The organism is Kocuria sp. CH-021 (assembly GCF_049716185.1).
GTDB classification, from domain to species: Bacteria; Actinomycetota; Actinomycetes; order Actinomycetales; family Micrococcaceae; genus Kocuria; species Kocuria cellulosilytica.
On sequence record NZ_JBNAFK010000008.1, the window covers coordinates 159,001 to 174,868 of the forward strand.

19 protein-coding genes and 3 pseudogenes are annotated in these 15,868 nt (G+C 65.6%); 13 read left to right on the top strand and 9 right to left on the bottom strand.

Going from position 1 to position 15,868, the window contains the following annotated elements:
* The first annotated feature begins 144 nt into the window (after positions 1-144).
* Positions 145-669, top strand: coding sequence for a cupin domain-containing protein (locus ACPYN7_RS08305; protein WP_424347327.1), 525 nt, complete (start codon positions 145-147; stop codon positions 667-669).
* Between the two features lie 21 nt (positions 670-690).
* Here ACPYN7_RS08305 and ACPYN7_RS08310 read toward each other — a convergent pair whose 3' ends face one another.
* Positions 691-1,134 carry an NUDIX domain-containing protein gene (locus tag ACPYN7_RS08310; RefSeq protein WP_424347328.1) on the bottom strand — a complete coding sequence of 148 codons (444 nt, stop codon included), beginning with the start codon at positions 1,132-1,134 and terminating at the stop codon, positions 691-693.
* A 115-nt stretch (positions 1,135-1,249) separates the two neighbouring features.
* Between ACPYN7_RS08310 and ACPYN7_RS08315 the strand changes: the two genes are divergently transcribed.
* The gene (locus ACPYN7_RS08315; RefSeq protein WP_424347329.1) at positions 1,250-2,014 is read left to right on the top strand and encodes a hypothetical protein; all 765 of its coding nucleotides are present in this window, start codon (positions 1,250-1,252) and stop codon (positions 2,012-2,014) included.
* On the opposite strand, the pseudogene ACPYN7_RS08320 reads toward ACPYN7_RS08315, so the two are convergent.
* A pseudogene (locus ACPYN7_RS08320) lies at positions 1,993-2,724 on the bottom strand (class 1b ribonucleoside-diphosphate reductase subunit alpha); the annotation flags it as partial. The gene ACPYN7_RS08315 and the pseudogene ACPYN7_RS08320 sit on opposite strands and share 22 nt — an antisense overlap.
* A gap of 199 nt (positions 2,725-2,923) precedes the next feature.
* Between ACPYN7_RS08320 and ACPYN7_RS08325 the strand changes: the two are divergent.
* Both ACPYN7_RS08325 and ACPYN7_RS08330 read left to right on the top strand, forming a co-directional pair.
* Complete coding sequence (locus tag ACPYN7_RS08325; RefSeq protein ID WP_424347330.1) at positions 2,924-3,217, top strand: hypothetical protein; 294 nt, start codon at positions 2,924-2,926, stop codon at positions 3,215-3,217.
* 189 nt (positions 3,218-3,406) lie between these two features.
* Positions 3,407-4,045 (top strand): Ltp family lipoprotein, encoded by a 639-nt coding sequence (locus ACPYN7_RS08330; protein WP_424347331.1) that lies wholly within the window; start codon positions 3,407-3,409, stop codon positions 4,043-4,045.
* A 472-nt stretch (positions 4,046-4,517) separates the two neighbouring features.
* Here ACPYN7_RS08330 and ACPYN7_RS08335 read toward each other — a convergent pair whose 3' ends face one another.
* From ACPYN7_RS08335 to ACPYN7_RS08350, 4 genes are all read right to left on the bottom strand, one after another.
* A complete protein-coding gene (locus ACPYN7_RS08335) occupies positions 4,518-4,889 on the bottom strand; it encodes a hypothetical protein (protein ID WP_424347332.1) in 372 nt (123 codons plus the stop codon).
* Positions 4,890-5,234: 345 nt separating this feature from the next.
* Positions 5,235-5,819, bottom strand: coding sequence for a hypothetical protein (locus ACPYN7_RS08340; protein WP_424347333.1), 585 nt, complete (start codon positions 5,817-5,819; stop codon positions 5,235-5,237).
* 268 nt (positions 5,820-6,087) lie between these two features.
* Positions 6,088-6,714 (bottom strand): calcium-binding protein, encoded by a 627-nt coding sequence (locus ACPYN7_RS08345; RefSeq protein ID WP_424347350.1) that lies wholly within the window; start codon positions 6,712-6,714, stop codon positions 6,088-6,090.
* On the bottom strand, positions 6,684-7,283 hold the full coding sequence (locus ACPYN7_RS08350; protein ID WP_424347334.1) for a hypothetical protein: 600 nt from the start codon (positions 7,281-7,283) through the stop codon (positions 6,684-6,686). Before ACPYN7_RS08350 ends, ACPYN7_RS08345 begins: the two co-directional genes overlap by 31 nt.
* A gap of 338 nt (positions 7,284-7,621) precedes the next feature.
* Here ACPYN7_RS08350 and ACPYN7_RS08355 point away from each other — a divergent pair.
* Positions 7,622-7,801: pseudogene (locus ACPYN7_RS08355) on the top strand (helix-turn-helix domain-containing protein); the annotation flags it as partial.
* A gap of 107 nt (positions 7,802-7,908) precedes the next feature.
* Positions 7,909-8,562, top strand: a complete 654-nt coding sequence (locus ACPYN7_RS08360) for a LysR substrate-binding domain-containing protein (RefSeq protein WP_424347335.1) — start codon at positions 7,909-7,911, stop codon at positions 8,560-8,562.
* Between the two features lie 298 nt (positions 8,563-8,860).
* Here the strand turns inward: ACPYN7_RS08360 and ACPYN7_RS08365 are convergent, their stop codons facing one another.
* A complete protein-coding gene (locus ACPYN7_RS08365; RefSeq protein WP_424347336.1) occupies positions 8,861-9,010 on the bottom strand; it encodes an excalibur calcium-binding domain-containing protein in 150 nt (49 codons plus the stop codon).
* Between the two features lie 205 nt (positions 9,011-9,215).
* On the opposite strand from ACPYN7_RS08365, the gene ACPYN7_RS08370 reads away from it, so the two are divergent.
* Both ACPYN7_RS08370 and ACPYN7_RS08375 read left to right on the top strand, forming a co-directional pair.
* Positions 9,216-9,611 (top strand): excisionase family DNA-binding protein, encoded by a 396-nt coding sequence (locus tag ACPYN7_RS08370; RefSeq protein ID WP_424347337.1) that lies wholly within the window; start codon positions 9,216-9,218, stop codon positions 9,609-9,611.
* A gap of 211 nt (positions 9,612-9,822) precedes the next feature.
* Positions 9,823-10,659, top strand: a complete 837-nt coding sequence (locus ACPYN7_RS08375) for a DUF3039 domain-containing protein (protein WP_424347338.1) — start codon at positions 9,823-9,825, stop codon at positions 10,657-10,659.
* Positions 10,660-11,046: 387 nt separating this feature from the next.
* Here ACPYN7_RS08375 and ACPYN7_RS08380 read toward each other — a convergent pair whose 3' ends face one another.
* Positions 11,047-11,475, bottom strand: a complete 429-nt coding sequence (locus ACPYN7_RS08380) for a hypothetical protein (RefSeq protein ID WP_424347339.1) — start codon at positions 11,473-11,475, stop codon at positions 11,047-11,049.
* Between the two features lie 263 nt (positions 11,476-11,738).
* Here ACPYN7_RS08380 and ACPYN7_RS08385 point away from each other — a divergent pair.
* Positions 11,739-11,879, top strand: a pseudogene (locus tag ACPYN7_RS08385) (transposase); the annotation flags it as partial.
* 339 nt (positions 11,880-12,218) lie between these two features.
* On the opposite strand, the gene ACPYN7_RS08390 reads toward ACPYN7_RS08385, so the two are convergent.
* Positions 12,219-12,473 carry a hypothetical protein gene (locus tag ACPYN7_RS08390; RefSeq protein WP_424347340.1) on the bottom strand — a complete coding sequence of 85 codons (255 nt, stop codon included), beginning with the start codon at positions 12,471-12,473 and terminating at the stop codon, positions 12,219-12,221.
* A 157-nt stretch (positions 12,474-12,630) separates the two neighbouring features.
* On the opposite strand from ACPYN7_RS08390, the gene ACPYN7_RS08395 reads away from it, so the two are divergent.
* The 4 genes from ACPYN7_RS08395 to ACPYN7_RS08410 form a co-directional block, all read left to right on the top strand.
* Positions 12,631-12,843 (top strand): hypothetical protein, encoded by a 213-nt coding sequence (locus tag ACPYN7_RS08395; protein WP_424347341.1) that lies wholly within the window; start codon positions 12,631-12,633, stop codon positions 12,841-12,843.
* A 108-nt stretch (positions 12,844-12,951) separates the two neighbouring features.
* Entirely contained in the window at positions 12,952-13,416 is a 465-nt protein-coding gene (locus ACPYN7_RS08400) for a hypothetical protein (protein ID WP_424347342.1), read from the top strand.
* A 287-nt stretch (positions 13,417-13,703) separates the two neighbouring features.
* Entirely contained in the window at positions 13,704-14,348 is a 645-nt protein-coding gene (locus tag ACPYN7_RS08405; protein WP_424347343.1) for a hypothetical protein, read from the top strand.
* A gap of 56 nt (positions 14,349-14,404) precedes the next feature.
* A partial coding sequence (locus tag ACPYN7_RS08410) for a zinc-ribbon domain-containing protein (RefSeq protein ID WP_424347344.1) occupies positions 14,405-15,868 on the top strand: 1,464 nt, incomplete at its 3' end.

The window sequence follows — 15,868 nt, forward strand, 5'->3', positions numbered from 1 at the left end:
GGTGAAGGTGTCGCACTCGCACGGGCTCATTGCGCCGTAGTACGAGCACGTCTGGGGTGGCCGCAGGATGTCACCGGGTCACGGTTGTGCCACGGCCAGCAGCAGGCCGGCGCCACGAGGGGTGCCCAGAGGGATCCTGATGGCATGGAGACCAGGATCTACGGGCCGGTGGGTCCCGAGGACGGGCGTACTGCGCTGATGGGTCCGTTGACCGCCCGGACCATGCTGCCCCCGGAGCTGACCGAGGGGCGCCTGTCGGTCGTCGAGCACTATCTGGACCCGAAGGAGCTGGGCGCGCCGCTGCACCGTCACGCTCGGGAGGACGAGTACACCGTGGTCCTTCAGGGCCGGATGGGCGTGCTGCTCGGTGAGGACGTCTACGAGGCGGGGCCCGGGGAGCTGGTGCTCAAGCCGCGGCACCAGTGGCACGCCTTCTGGAACCCCGGCCAGGAGCGGGCCCGGCTGCTGGAGATCATCTCCCCGGCCGGTTTCGAGCAGTTCTTCCAGGAGATCGGTCAGTACTACGGGCCCGACCGGGACATGGACCTGGAGAATTTCCTGGCTGCCTGCGACCGGTACGCCCTGGAGATGGACCTGGAGTCGATGCCCGAGCTGATCGGCCGCTTCGGCCTCACCCCGCCACCGGAGATGACCGCCGGCGGCGGGTGAGGCAGAGCCGGTACGAGCCGATCAGCGGGCGCAGACTGCCAGAGCCAGCGCTGCCAGTGTCATCGCATCGGTGATCGCCCCGGAGCCGATGAGCTGCGGCATCCCGGAGGCCGACACCCAGACCTGCGCTGCTCCCGTGATGCCCTCGACGTGGCCGGTGTCGGGGGCGTAGTCCAGGTGGGCGGCGTAGACGGTGACCTCGGTGGTCAGCAGCCCCGAGTCGGGGTGGATGGTCCCCAGCCGCTTCAGGGTCGCCCCGGCCCAGGCCGGGCCCATCTCTTCGACCATTTCGCGCACCGCGGCCGCGGCAGCGTCTTCGCCGGCGCCTGCTCCGCCGCGGGGGAACTCGAGCAAGGTATCCCCGACGGGGAAGCGGTGCACTGTCAGCAACCCGTAGGAGGTACCGGCCCATCCGTTGACCCCGGTGGCGGGGGAGGTCAGGGCGCTGGTGTCGGGGGTAGTCACGGACCCATTGTGTGCGGGGAAGCGGGACGAACTCCGCATCGCGTGTGCGGCCCTCCGGTGCTGTCGGCATTCGGTACGGTGGCGCGGTCGTTCGCCGAGGAAAGGCTCCCGCACCATGCCTGACATCTCGTGGCTGCTGGAGTCGCTGCACCACGTCGCGCTGCGTGTTGGGCGAGCCGACGAGTTGTGCCTGCAGGTGGTCCACGATTCCCACCTGTGGTCCCGACAGGGGCCGGTGGAGCTGGTGTCGCGCGTCGACGACCAGGCGAAGAGTCTGATGCTTCGATCGGTGGCCCCGGTGCCGCCGCGGATTTCCCTGCTGTTCAGCGAGGCCGTCCACCAGCTGCGCGCCGCTCTCGACAACGTCGTGTTCTACCTGGCCTCGGAAACGGTGCCGGGACCCATGACCGAGAAGCAGGTGAAGGCCGCATCCTTCCCCATCGCCAGGGACGACGCTGCGCTGAGGGGCTGGACCAAACGGATGCGCCGTGACGGTCTGCCCGGCTTGGCGGACGGGGCGTTGTCAGACCGGATCGCCTGCCTGCAGTCCTTCGTCGACTCCGGGCGACAGATCGAGTCTGTGACCCCGTGGCTGGGACAGATGCTGGGGATGCCGGTTGACCGGGTGCACGCGCTGACGCTGCTGCAGGAGTACTCCAACCAGGACAAGCACCGTACGCTGCGGACCGCCGGCCACGCGGGCTTCGCCACCGTCTACGGCGAGACGTTCGGCGAGGGCGACCGCTCCGCGCGGGGGTTGGCTCCCGGCGACGTGGTCCTCTCCCTGCCCGCGGGCAGTCCGGGCAAGGAGATCGACACCTGGGCCTATGTGGCGGTCGAGCGCCCGTTCGACCCGCCAGTGGTGGTCGGCGCCGGGTAGTAGGTGCGCCCGAGCTCGCCCTCCTTGCGGATCTCGATCTGAGAGGCGATCGGGTGGATGGAGGAGGTGGCGTGGTTGATGTAGGAGATCGAGCCGGTCGGCGGCACGGCCTGCAGGTTCTGGTTGTAGATCCCGTGCTCCATGACCGAGGCCTTGAGCTGCACGCAGTCCTCGCGGGTCGGCAGCATGATGCCGAACTTCTCGGACAGCGCTCGCACGGAGTCGGTGGCCGGGGTCCAGTCGCGGGTCGTGTACCTGTCTCAGTACTCGCCGGTGGCCTCCTTGGAGCGGGAGAACCCGTCGAAGGTCGCCTGCTTCTCGATGGCGATCAGGTTGGACGCGCGCACCGCGTGGTAGGTCACCACTCCGAAGTAGATGGACGTTAAGTCCACCGCCTCGACGGAGTCGTAGTGGATGCGCTCGCGGCCCAGGAACCCGTGGAGGTTCATCTGGCCCAGCCCGATGGCGTGGGAGCGGGCGTTGCCGGCGGCGATCGAGGGGACGATCTGGATGTCGGAGAGATCCGAAACCGCGGTGAGTTCGCGCACGGCCGTCCCGACGGTGGCGCCGGGGTCGCCGCCGTCCATCGCCAGCGCGATGTTCATCGACCCGAGGTTGCAGGAGATGTCCTTGCCGACGTGGTCGTACTCGCCCCAGGAGTTGTTGGTCGAGCGTTCGGAGACCCGGAGGAACTCGGAGCGCAGGTTCGAGCCGTTCAACGACGACGTGGTCGTCAACCTCTACGCCAACATCGTGTTCGACGGCCCTGGGGTCAAGGGGCCTTGGTGAACAGGGCGCAGTAGCCGTTCCACCGAGGCCGTCCGTCAGGGATGACCGCTGTCGCAGTCGACCTTCGCTGGCCTGGGCGCGCCCCCGCCGGGGCGGAGACCACCAACGAGAGGCACCCCCATGTCCGAGCACCAGTCCGGCACCGAGGACGTCGTGGCTGCGCGGCTGATGGCCGACCCGGAGCTGGACGGGCCGGTGGGCGTCCCGCTGGCCGTGCTGGACGAGCACCTGGAGCGCTTCACCGCGGACCGGCCGTTCCTCACCACCGAGGACGCGCTGCGGGCGGTGCTGCGCGACTCTGGGGTGCGTGCCAAGCTCGCCCCCGCGCACCTCTGCATCGTGGGCTGGAGCGAGGACGGCGGGCAGCTCATGGAGATTCACCCGAACTGTCTGAGCCGGTCCCGCCGGACCTGAGCCACCGCGCCGCCAGGCACCGGGCGCACGGTAGCCAGCATCTGCGGTCGGTCGTCCGAGCCGTGAAAGCTCAGCCTGTGGGATGGTGTACGAAAGCGAACCACGCACGTGAGAGTGGTCGAGGGCGTCACCGCCGACGCTCTGACGTCGACCCGCCAGAGCCTCGGGTGCACCAGAAGGAGATCCACGATGCAGACAATCAACAAACCGGCCATGGTGACCTCGGGCGGTCTCGCCGCGCTGCTGCTGCTGAGCGGGTGCGGTGCCGAAGAGGTGTCGTCGTCGACCCCCACGGCCACGGTCACCGTCACCCAGGACACCTCCGAGGCGGACCAGCGGGTGGCCGATGCCGAGGCCAAGGCTCAGGAGGCCGAGGAGCGGGCCGCGGAAGCGGAGCAGCGCGCCGACGAGGCGGAGGCGGAAGCCGAGGCCAAGGCAGCGGCAGAGGCCGAAGCGGAAGCCAAGGCCGCCGAGGAAGCCGAAGAGGCGGTGCAGCCCGGGCCGCCGGCTCCGGAGCCGAAGGCCGACCAGTCGGGGTTGACGCTGGCGCAGCAGAACGCGGTGCGCTCGGCCCAGAACTACCTCGACTTCACCGCGTTCTCGCGGTCCGGGCTCATCGATCAGCTGGTCTTCGAGGACTACTCGACCGAGGACGCGACCGTGGCCGTCGACAGCCTGCCGATCGACTACAACGCCCAGGCCGCGAAGGCCGCCCAGAACTACCTCGACTTCTCGGGCTTCTCCCGCGGGGGCCTCATCGAGCAGCTGATGTTCGAGGGGTACACCGCCGAGCAGGCGACGTACGGGGTGGATGAGGTCGGGCTCTGAGCCGCTGATCTGCGGGGCCGGCACTCCGCGCGGTGACGTCGGCCAGTCGCCGGCCGGCTGGAGGCTTTGCCGCGACGAAGTGAATATCGACCCGCCAGAACGATCCGAGCCCCCGCGAGGACTAGATGTACTGACCGGGGTCGTCTTCGCGGAAGCCTGGGACCATGGCTGATGCCGCGTGCGACCCGCCCCCCGATCCGGACGACATGCTGGACTTGCTGCAGGTGCCCAGTGAGGTCGTCGAGAAGTCGAACTTAGCCGACCGGCGCCCGGACGTGAACCGGCTGCGCGCGGTGCGCACGGGGGAGGGGACGGCGACCCTCTACGTCGGCTGGCCGGAGAACACCGACACCCTCGCCCTGCCCGCGCGGGTCTACGAGCAGGCGCGCGTGTCGCTCAGGCGACCCGGCGGGACGGTCGGCTGCCTTCACCTCCCATTTGTGCGGACGGCGGGTGAGACGCCGACAGCTGCTTACTCCATGCGGGTCAGATTTCCGCCGATGGCCTCTTGGACCTCCTCAAGGCGGGAGATGTATCCGGAGGCGGCGATCCAGTTCCCAGCCTGCACGTAGCTCAGGCCCAGCTCCTCGAGCGAGTCCTTGATGTCCCGCTCGGCGTCATCGGAGCCCAGGACGGTGAGCATGACCTTCTCATCGCACATCAAGGTCGTCGTCCCGGGGTACTGCCCGGTGCTCTGCTCGTCGTCGCCGCACGCCACGCCGGCGTCCTCCACGGTCTGGCGCATCTCGTTGGCATCGTCGTAGCTGGCGTTCTTCTGCGGTCCGCACCCGGTCAAAGCCAGGGCGGTGAAGGCGAGCAGGATCGGCAGGGCGGCGAATCTCATCAGGGTGTATCCAATCGGTCGTAGATGATACGGCGGGCTGGTCAGGAGATTGCTGAGATCCCCCCGCCAATAGCGAATAAGAATCCTCCGCATCGGCTCTCTCCGCTTCAAAGGTCGGGCCTAGCTTCGAGATGTGAACCAGGTTTCCCCACACCCGTTTATGGTCATCCATGAGCGCTGGATAACGCTAGCTTGCACGGAAGTTGGGGGCAGGGGGTGGCATAATCCATGACACCCTATTTTCGGAGGTCTTGCGGACAATCTGCCGACAGGTAAGCAGTGTTTGAGACACCCGAGGACCCCCACCAATCGTGGTGGGGGTCCTCGTTTCATTGCCCGTACGGGTTACCAGAGGGGCTGCGTGCAAGTAGCCGACCCGGCCGAGCCGGTCCCGGTTGCCTCGTCCTCAAGCTCACCGTCGACGTAGAGCTTGCAGGTCACCTCGGAGGTGTCGTCCATCAGGTCGCCCATAACGGTGAAGGTGTAGGTCTCCGTGCTGTCCTTGAGAGCGATTTCCTTCGTCCAAGTGCCCGAGAAGTCCTCGGTGTTGCTGGAACCGTCAAGGTCCATCCACATCACGTTGCCGGTGGTCGTCGACGTGGCTTCCAGAGTCACCGTGCCAGCGCCGGTTGCTTCCTCAGTCTCCGTGGCACTCTCCCCACTGGACCCATTCGAGTTCCCGGTGGAAGTTGAATCAGTAGCCGATCCACCGCCAGCGACGAGGGCCGTGCAACCAGCGAAGAAAACGATGGCGAGGACGATCAGGCCGAGACAACCGATGACCCACTTCTTTTTCCCCGTCTTCTGCGGGGGTTGCTGATACTGACCGGGTTGGCCCTGGTAGGGACCCGGCTGGCCCTGGTAGGGACCGGGCTGCTGGTTGTACTGCGGACCCTGAGGAGGGGGGCCTTGAGGGGGGTTCTGCGACATGGGAGAGCTCTTTCGTGCGCGGGATCGGGGGAACTTACTGCCTCGTAGAGCCTATGGTTTCCCTGTTGCAAATTCGACTATGACGCCGCGTCGGTCGCTATGACTGGTTGTGACCGGCGGGACTGTCCCCGGTTCGCCTGACTCCTTCCCAGGGAAAGTCGGGGCAGTCCCAGACGCAACGGCACCCTGTCCTGCCGACAGGGCGCCGTTGCGCTGTCTGATAACCGCTGGCTGTCATTGAAGCTCAGTTTCGAGTTCCTTTTCGCGGTCAGCAGTTCTTGGGGAAATCCGGGATTGGCAGGACGTCGTACTCGCAGGTGTCGCTGCCGGCGCCACCGTCGACAGTTTCGCCGCCCCAGCCGTCGGCTCTCGCCTCAAGCCTGTCGCTGCCAGGACCGGCCTCGAGGTAATCCAGGCCTCGTCCGCCAATCAGATGATCGTTGCCCGGACCGCCGTAAAGCCTGTCGCCTCCGTCATTGCCGTTCAGGTAGTCGTTGCCCGCGTTGCCACCCATGGTGTCGTTGCCGTGGCCGCCACCCATGGTGTCATTGCCTGCGTCGCCGTTCAGCGTGTCATTGCCGGATCCGCCGGACAGGCCGTCGTCGCCGGACCAGCCCTTCAAGGTGTCCTTGCCGTCGTCGCCGCTCAGTTTGTCGTTGCCGCCCCGGCCGTGGAGTGTGTCGTCGCCCGATTCCCCGTTGATGGTGTCGTGGTCCGGTCCTCCGTCGAGGATGTCGTCGTTGCCGGAGCCACCTTTGAGGTTGTCGTTGCCTGCGTTGCCCCACAGGCGGTCGTTGCCGTCGTTTCCCTCCATGGTGTCGTTGCCGGTTTGGCCGTAGAGGAGGTCGTGGCCGGCGCCGCCCCTCATGCCGTCATGTCCGGCATTCCCAGCCAGGCGGTCGTTGCCGGCGTCGCCAAAGAGTCGGTCATTGCCGTTTCCGCCGTAAAGGTGTCACTGCCCTCGTTGCCGTGGAGATAATCAATGGCGGAGCCGCCCGTGAGCGTGTCGTTGCCAGGTCCGCCGTTTAGATGGGCTGTCTGTCCCACATTGGCGGCAATGGTGACGGTGTCGTCGAGGTCGCCGGTATCCACCTTGATCGATTTAAGGTTGCCGGTGATCTGGCATTGGATGGCGGCGCTGGACTCCCTGCATCCGGGGCCGGGGGTGAGGGAGTCTCCACTGTCCAGGACCCGGTAGTATTGCTCATCCGAGTTGATGAACTGACGGTTCACCGTGATGACGTTCGCCTTATTCGCCGCGGAGACTACGCGGAACGCCCCTCCCGACACGGAGACCGTGGTCGCCGCGTTGGCCGGGGTCGGTCCGATGATCAGTGATGCTCCAGCCAAAACTCCGGCGGAGAGGATGCCCGTGGCAGTCCGGCGTCGCGAGGACCCGGACGAGGTTAGCCGTGGTGTTGCGCCCGCCGCGGCATCCGGCGTGGAACTCAGGTGATTGGTCATACGGCGCATGATGTCACTCCATCGTTTACAAATGCATGGCATTGTGTGAGTGCAAAAAGGTCCACTAATTAGAAGGAGGAACACATATTGTTGCCAGTGCTCGTCACCAGAGCTGGCGCAGGTAACCGCTTGAAGCTTTCGCCTGTGCCGTCGCGGGTGCTACCGAAAAGGACCGGTGTTGTCCTGCCGAGGAAGCTATGAACATAAAGTAGATCCTCAGCCCCGCCATCGACCCAGGGTGATTCCTACCAGGAATATGCCGTTGACACAGCACAACGTGATGAACCCTGTGGGATGCTGATGTCAGGGTGGGTCGTCATGCGGGTCTTGGGGGCGGAATGGAACTTGACCTTGAATGCGTGGCAAGTTTTGTCGTCCTCCACGAAGAGGGCCATTTCGGTCGAGCAGCCAACCGGCTGTATCTTTCACAGTCCGCTTTGAGCAAGCGCATACATCGGCTCGAGCAACAACTTGGGGTCCCGCTAATTCAACGGAGACCAGCGGGAATCGGATCTTTGACCGACGCGGGGTTTCGTCTTGCTGACTGCGCAGGGGAGTTGTTGGAGAGGGCCCGAAACGCTCAGGCCGTTGTCCGGGGGGCCGGTATGGCAGGGTCCCGGGGCCCGTGCGCATCGGGGTTCCCGGACTCACCACGACGGAAGCCTCAGTCCAGATTCTGGTCCAAACCCTCGAGGTGCTGGGGCAAAGGGTCCCGCAGGTGTCGATCCGGTGCGTCGCTGTCCCGTACGACCATGTGCTCGACAGCTTGATTGCCCACAGGGTCGACGTGCCGTGGAGTCCCTCGGTCATCGAGCACCCCGCGCTGCTGTCCTACCCGCTGGGTGCGGCGCCTCGGGCAGGCATCGTGCCGGTGCTACACCCGTTCGCGCAGACCCGATCGGTAAAAGTGGAGGACTTCGCGGCCATGCCGATCCTCTATAGTCCAGCTGTACCCCCGGGTCTAATGTCTCCCGGCTGGCTTGGTGACATCAGACCCCTCGCGGAGGCCCGCCTGGTGCCTTCGACCGCGCAAGGCCTCGCGGCGCTGTTGAGCGATGTTGGACGGGGCCATGGTCTGGCCGTCCTGCCGATGGTTCTGGGGATGCATCTCGGCACCCGAACGCGGGCAGTGGTGCTTGACGGAGCCCCGCCAGTGGAGATCCACGCTGTATACCGCCGCGGAGATCACGGGCCCCGGTTGAAAGAAGTGCTCGGCCGGTTAAGAGTTTTCGTGAATGAAATTCCGCGCGATCCTGCACAACCATCTCTCCGCGCATGACACGGGTGGTCGTAATCCGTCGAGTGCCATGCTGCGGCCCGCCTTCAAAACGGAAACGGGACAAAGCAGCAGGACAAAGATCGATCAGTTCTCGAAACCGCGGGAATTTATGTCCTGCTCATTATCACCCCGTGCGGAGCGACCCAGGCCTCGATCGGCGAGGACGTCCTCGGCTCGCGCAACGACGGCCAACTCGTCTGCCCCACTGCTACTTGGGGACGATCCTTCGACGCTGAGAATCGGCACAGACGGGCGCACATGGGCCCAGATCCTGCGTGGGGCGGGGCCGCTGTGCCTTCTACCCATATGCGACGCCGTCGCCGCCCCTGCCGAGGCGTGAACCTAAGCCCGGCTGTCCTGCGGAGACGGGAGCGGCGCCCGCTGTGCGGACATCGGAGCATCTGGCGTAACTGGCGGGAACCGGTGCCGACTCAGGGGCGACCGGCACTGGCTACACGGCCCCTAGTATCGGCCCCGGCTTTAGCAATGCAGTTGCAATTGTGAACGGTTGTGACAGCCCCGGGATCCCGACATCTTGTCAGTTGGACTTCGCTTCGGTTCGATGCCACGATGAGCGCATCGGTTACATCTGTGACACCTACATCATCTGTGACACCCGACGACACCCGAACCCACGCAAATTGGATGCAGCTATGAAGACGATCTCTGCCACTTCCGTGAACACCTCCGAGCTCAATCAGCTGAACGATGTCGTGAGAGAGTTCCCCGAGGACAGCGTCCTCAAGCAGGCCGTCGAGCAGGTTTCGAACACGGTTCATGCTGGTCAGGACGTTGTGGTGGCCCCTGAGAGCGATTACATCACGCCGGCGATGGCTGCGAAGCTGATTGGAGTCAGCCGCGTGCACCTCTACAAGGTCCTCGACGCAGGCGATCTTGCTTACATCATGGTAGGTCGAGATCGCCGGATCGCATTAGGCGAGCTGCGCGACTACATGATCCGTCAGGACAAGTTGCGCAAGCAGGTGGCCGAGCGCTTTGCCCACCCGGAGGCTACTCGGGCAGCGGCCATGGACGAGCTTGATGTCTAGTCATATTCACTCACTGCCGGTGTGGAGCGTTGGTTTGCGAGAGTGATCGGCTAATAATCGGTGCATGGAAACCCCTGGCCGACCCACAGCTCGTTGCCTGCGTGAGGACATACCCAATGACTGGGGGGATGTAGTCGATCAGCGGGCCATAGACAACCTCCAGGACTGCCCCAAGCCCGTTCACGAGCTACGACATCCCATCTTGGAGAAAATGGCAGAGCTCTTTCCTATCTCCGGAGCGGATGACGTCAAGCGGGAAGGAATCTCGGGGCTGAAGAACCCCATGTGGTGGAAGGTCAAGACCGGTTCTCGGTGGCGTGGGGCTGCATATGTTGACGAGGGTGGGCAGGCATGGCTGTGTGCTGCTGGCTATCGACGCGAGAAGGAGGGCACCGACTTCTACAAGGCGTTCATGGCCCAGATCAAGGCAGGTGGACCCGAGCCGTTCCTCCCCACGCTGGAAGACCGCGAATTACTGCGCCTTGAGCGGAAGGGCGCCCTAATGCAGCAGTGGGAGGCCCAGCTGGCCGGTTGGGCTCGCGCCTGGGTCTTAGAGGCCCTGGAGACCGAGGCCGTCGTGGAACGCCTGCTGGAGGACCCCAAGGGGCGCGAACTCGCATTGGTCAGCGTTCTGTGCGAGGTCGAGGCGGACAGTGTGGTCAGTGTCCTTCTCGAGTTTCACCCCCGGAACTGGTCTCTGACGAAACTGCTGGACTGGGCCGAGCAGGTTTTCGTGGGTGAGGTGTGTTGCCATGAGCAACACTGGGCCGTAACCCATATTGGCCAAGGCCGCGCATACTCCCTCGAAACCGACCGAGAGCAGTTTCGGGCAGCCATCGCGACCACCCCGTCACGTAACGCGCCAGGCGTCTTTGACGCCGGAGCGGAATCCCACTACACGCACCAGGAGCGCATCGTTGACAGCATGGTTGAAGGTGAAGCGCTCAAGGCCCTTTGTGGACAGTGGTTCGTTCCGAGGCAGGATCCAAGGAATCGCGAGCAGTGCCCGACATGTGTAGCCGTCCACGAGCGCTTTCCGGCCCACTAATCCGAATTCCTGCTTCGCAACGCCGGTGAACCTGCGAGCGTGTGAAAAGACCTGGATTACTTGGACGCCGAGACGAGCGCCCGCCTGCGTGCCGTCTCTGGCTCGCGCAGCCACACCACCGGCCCGGAACCGACCTAACGATCGCCGCGGCCATCCGCGGGGTCTCAGCACCGGGCAAGACCCTTAGAGTCGGCGCCCGCTCCGCCGGCGCTCATAAGTACCTGTGTCCAGCAGACAACCGAAGTTAGGTAGCCGCCGATGGGGGTCACGCCAGGACCCATGTGTGATCTACCCAGGCCGTCTCAGGGCCCTGACCGTAATCTGAGCCACGACGCGGCGCGGCGTTTCCTTGGACTCGGCCGAGAGCCAGCATGGTCGTCCCACACCTCAGATCCCGTCCAGGGCGCCTCGGAGGTCGCACGCGAGGTTGATCGACTGGTTGGTCGCCTTCCCGAGGAGAAGGTCCTGCTCCATCTGTGACAACAGCTCCTGTACCTCGGGGCCGTCGTCGATGAAGGCGCCGGTCGCCTGATAGACGAAGCATGCATTGACCGCCGAGACATCATCGGAATCCATCAGCCTAGACAGGACGCCCGTCCCGCTAGCGAGCTGTTCGGCCGTCTTGCGCTCGAGTCTCGCCGAACCCCCGTTGGCACGCGTAATGGCTTGGCTGACCTCTTCGACTTCCGAGCTGCTTCGAGCCAACTGTCTGGCAACGTCGTCGGCCGACCGCGTGGCCCCGCACTCGACGACAGCCACGAAGATGAGGAACGCGAGGCCGGACGTGCGCCACGGACATCCTGCGGTGTGTCTCATGGTTCTTTCCCTTCCGAGGGCGGAACCTGTTGAAACGCTGACACCGCTCGACCGCCCGCGCAAGGCACGGACGGGTAACGGGCAACCGTTCCGTCTGACGTGCGGAAACGGAGGGAGCGGGCAGGTAATCGGGAGGCGTTTTCCCGCGGTCACCGTGAGGTTCTGTCAACGTCGGCTGAAATCTGACCCCCTGTCGTTGAATCCGCCCGACGCCACGGGGTCAGTATTCAGGCGTCGTCGACAGGTTCTCGCGATGCGGGGGAGCCACGGCCGAAAGCGGGGCCGCCTGGAACAAGTTCTTCGCCGACCTGGTGGCCCGCGGACTGGCCGAGGTTCAGCTGGTGACCTCGGATGCGCATCGGGGTCTGCGCGAGGCGAGCGCGGCGAACCTGCCCGAGGCCGGTTAGCAGCGATGCCATGTCCACTGCTCGGCCGATCTCATATCTCTAATGGGAGGTGGCCGGTCCGGGACCGGTCACGTGATCGACAAGGCGGCGTCCCTCACCGGCCAACGAGGGACGCCGCTTCACCCTGTCCTCTTGACAAGGTTGACTACATGTCAGTCCCAGCAAGGCGGGGTGGGCGGATGCCCACATTACGGTCACCCAATACGTCACCGGCATGGCTCTGGCGAGCCGCCGGCTGTCGAGCACCGGGGTGAGGAACGAGCCGAGGACCATCGCGACCCACAGGTCGACGATGATGAGTCCATCATGGACCTCGCCCGCGGGGAGAGGAACGGTTCAGGACCAGGAGTTCTCGCTGATCAGGGCCAGGCGGCAGATGTGTCCGGTCGCCACACCAGCGGCGATGACCGCGATGGTGGCGGATGGGAGCATGCCGGGGCCGGTAGCGCCCCACAGCGTATCGTCGTAGTAAGACAGGCTCAGGGTGGCGCCGAATAGGATGCTGATGATCGCTTCCCGACCAAGCCCCTCGGGCAGCGCGTGGGGCAGCGCGAGGACGGCGAAGAGCGGGGTCAGGAGCACGACGATCATGACTCAAGGGTGCGCCGCGGCCGCAGCCTGGCGAGCGCATCCGGTCTGCGCCCGGCGTGGCTGTCGCGTCGAGGAGGCGGTCAGCGACCGGTGGTCCCGGTGTCGGCCCCTAGGGTGGGGACGCCCGCCGGTCCCCGATCACCGAGCAGGAGCACCGATGAACCTCTGCGAGCTGCGCACGAGCATTCTGGAGAGCCTGGGTGTGACGATCACCGAGGTGCCGCACGAGGAGATCGACGAGGATTCCACCTCGAAGATCGTCAGCATCGCCCCGCGAGAGCTGCTGCCGACGCTGACCGACTGGCTCGACGCAACGCACACCGGCTGGCTCGTGGAGATTACTTTCACCGAGGGTAAGTGCGAGTCGTAACGGACCGACTCTGCAAGGTGCATCTTTGGGGTGGCGGAGACTGGTGTCCTTCGCGTTTGCGATGTCCATACTGAGCGGACAGGATCCCTACAGCCGCGGAGGCACGAGATGGTTGGCACGCACCGTGGAATCTCGACGCTGAGCATCGCTGCTCTGGGGCTGCTGTTGTTGTCCGGGTGCGGCGGAGAACCCCGTGTCGCCGGGCCAACATCTGAGCAGAGTGGCACGGCTCAGCCGGACGCCGCCACAACTGCCGAAGCAGCGCAGTCGAGCACGCCTGTCTCGGAGCGCGCCGATGCCCCTTGTGCCGACTATGACTACAGCTCGCTCCACGAACTCACACCTGGCCTCGATTCCGAGGTGAATGTCGCGGAAGAGCAGCCGATGGTCATCTGGGGTTGCAGAATCAAGTACGACGATGAGTACGAGAACCAGATCTTGGAGGACCCGAATACCTACTCGGTCGGAATATCCGGCGTGACGGTCGTCGCAGAGAATCCGGACCCGGAAATCCGTGAGACCGCGCTGGGCTTCGGCCGCCAGGTTGTCACTCCGTCGGGCCGCACGGTTTAGATCCCCACCACTGACTACGACATCTACTTCAAGTCGTACGCCTTCACCGAAACCACGGACGGGCAGTGGATCACGATCGTGGGGACCTTCTACGCCTCTGATGTTTCTGGGGAAGAAGCTGTCGAGGAAGCTCTGCTCGGCGTCGTGGACGCCATGTAGGCCAGGCTCAGCCAGCGGTCAGCTGGTGCATCCGGGTCTCGACTGTCTTGGCGATGGTCGGGCCTGCCCCCAGTCCACATGATTCTCTCGACGCATGATGAAAGGTAGAACAACGCTTCGAGAGGACCATGATGATCGACCAGCTGAAGAAGGATCCCGACGCGACCGCCGCCGGCCTGGTGGCGACCATCGTGATCGCCGTCTTCGCCTGGCTCTTCGCCACCGATCCCGACCGCGAGCCGGCCTCCGCCTCTTCCACCGTCCCGGCTACCGCTCCGTCGGTGGCGGCTGCCACGACCACCGAGTCGACGCCCGATGCAACCGGGCAGACGGAGAGCCCCGCCGGAATTGAGGAGGCCGCTGACAAGGCGACTCCAGAGTCCGAGCCGACCCCCGAGCCCTCGGAGTCCGCCGGGTTCGCAGCCGGGTCCGACCACGCCCAGGCCCCGGAGGCCGGCGACTGGCGGGAGCCCGATGAGAAGTTCGCCGCCGCCTACTACGACACCCACGGCGGGGACAAGGAGGCGTGGCTGGCCGGGATGGAGCCCTACGTCACCGAGGACCTGCACGAGAACTTCACCTACACCCACATCGCCAACGTCGTCGACGCCGAGGTCGAGTCCGTGGAGTCGGTGCAGATCGAGTCGCCCACCATGACGTTCAAGATCCACACCGCCGCCGGCGACGACCAGACCATCGCGCTGATGGAGCTGCAGCCCTCCGGCGACTGGCTGGTCTCGGCCGTGGGGCTCACCTCCACCGACCTCGAGTAGGACCCGAGCCCCCGCACCACCACCCGGACAGCGAACCACGCAGGAGGATGCCACCGATGCCGGTCAAGACCCAGGAGTGCTCGAGACCGCGGTGCGGCAACGACGCCGCCTACACCACCCGCACCAAGCCCGCCTGGTGCACCGGGTGCATCGACGACCTGCTGCGCGTCGGCGGGCTGAAGGCCGACGAGCCGTTCCCCGGACCGGGGAAGTACCGGCTGTGCACCTGCCTGGAGTGCGGGGTGCAGGCCCACTACAAGTTCGACTACGTCCTGGAGAAGAATGGCTACGGGGAGAAGACCTGCCGGGCCTGCCACTGGCAGGACTGGGCCCAGCACCAGCGCGAGCTGTTGGGCTACTACTTCGAGTCCGCGCTCCTGGAGCTGTTGCGCGACGGCTTCACCCGGGACGAGATTCTGACGGTGGTACCAACCCAGCCGGCGCGGCAGTTCTTGGACGAAGGCGTGCTCCCCGTGGAGCGCATCGCCGAGCGCCTCGACGCCGTTGGCCTCGACCTGGTTGATCCCCTCGGCGAGATCCACGACCACTATGATCCGGTGGTGGTCCGATGCCGGCGCTGCGGAAAAATCTCCGCCGCACGCCCATGCGACTTCGGGTCCGGTTGCACCTGCTCGAGCAATCCCCGCGGCACTCCGGCAGCCACCGCCGGGTCCAATCCCAACCTGTTCGTCGACTCCGGCGCCAAGGCTCTGACGTGGTGGGACCACGAGAAGAACAGCGAGGCGGACTTCCGCACCGTGACCGTGCGTGCGACCCGCACCTTCCACTGGACCTGCCCCGACTGCAGACACCCCTTCCAGGCCAGCGTCAACGACATGACCCGATGGCTGCGCTGCCCGCGGTGCGAGGACGCCCGGCGCGAGGCGTGGAACCAGGAGTACGAGCGGTGGAAGGTCACCCCGATCGCCACGGTGCCAGTGCTGCTGGCCGCCTGGGCCGACGAGGAGGACCCGCATCAGGCGATGGTCGGCGGTCACGGGCTGCGGCGCTTCCGGTGTCCCGAGGGGCACTACGCCCGGGTCGGCCCGCTCACGTACATGGACTCCGGGTGCCCGTCCTGTCGCGGCGCCAGGACCAAGGCGTCGTCTCAGAAACGGTGGTTGGCGGACACGCTGCCGGAGATCGCCACCCAGTGGCACCCGACCAAGAACGGCAAGCACACCCCGCACAACGTGGTCTGGGACTCCAAGCGCACCGTGTGGTGGCGCGACCCCAGCTGCGGCCACGAGTGGCAGGACACCGTGCGGGCCCGGGACAAGTACGAGCGCTGGCGCTGCCCGCAGTGCCGCACCATCCTCGGCTCGCTCGCCTGGCACGACCCCGGGCTGGCCGCCGAGTGGAGCCCGGCCAACCCGAAGACCGCCTGGCAGGTGCGCCCGCACGCGAGCACACCGTTCGTCCCGGAGTGGATCTGCGCCACCGCGGAAATTTTCAAGGTGTTTGAGGCCAGCGGGTGTCAGGCGGCTGCGGATTCTGCGGCCGATGGTCGGTTGATCCAG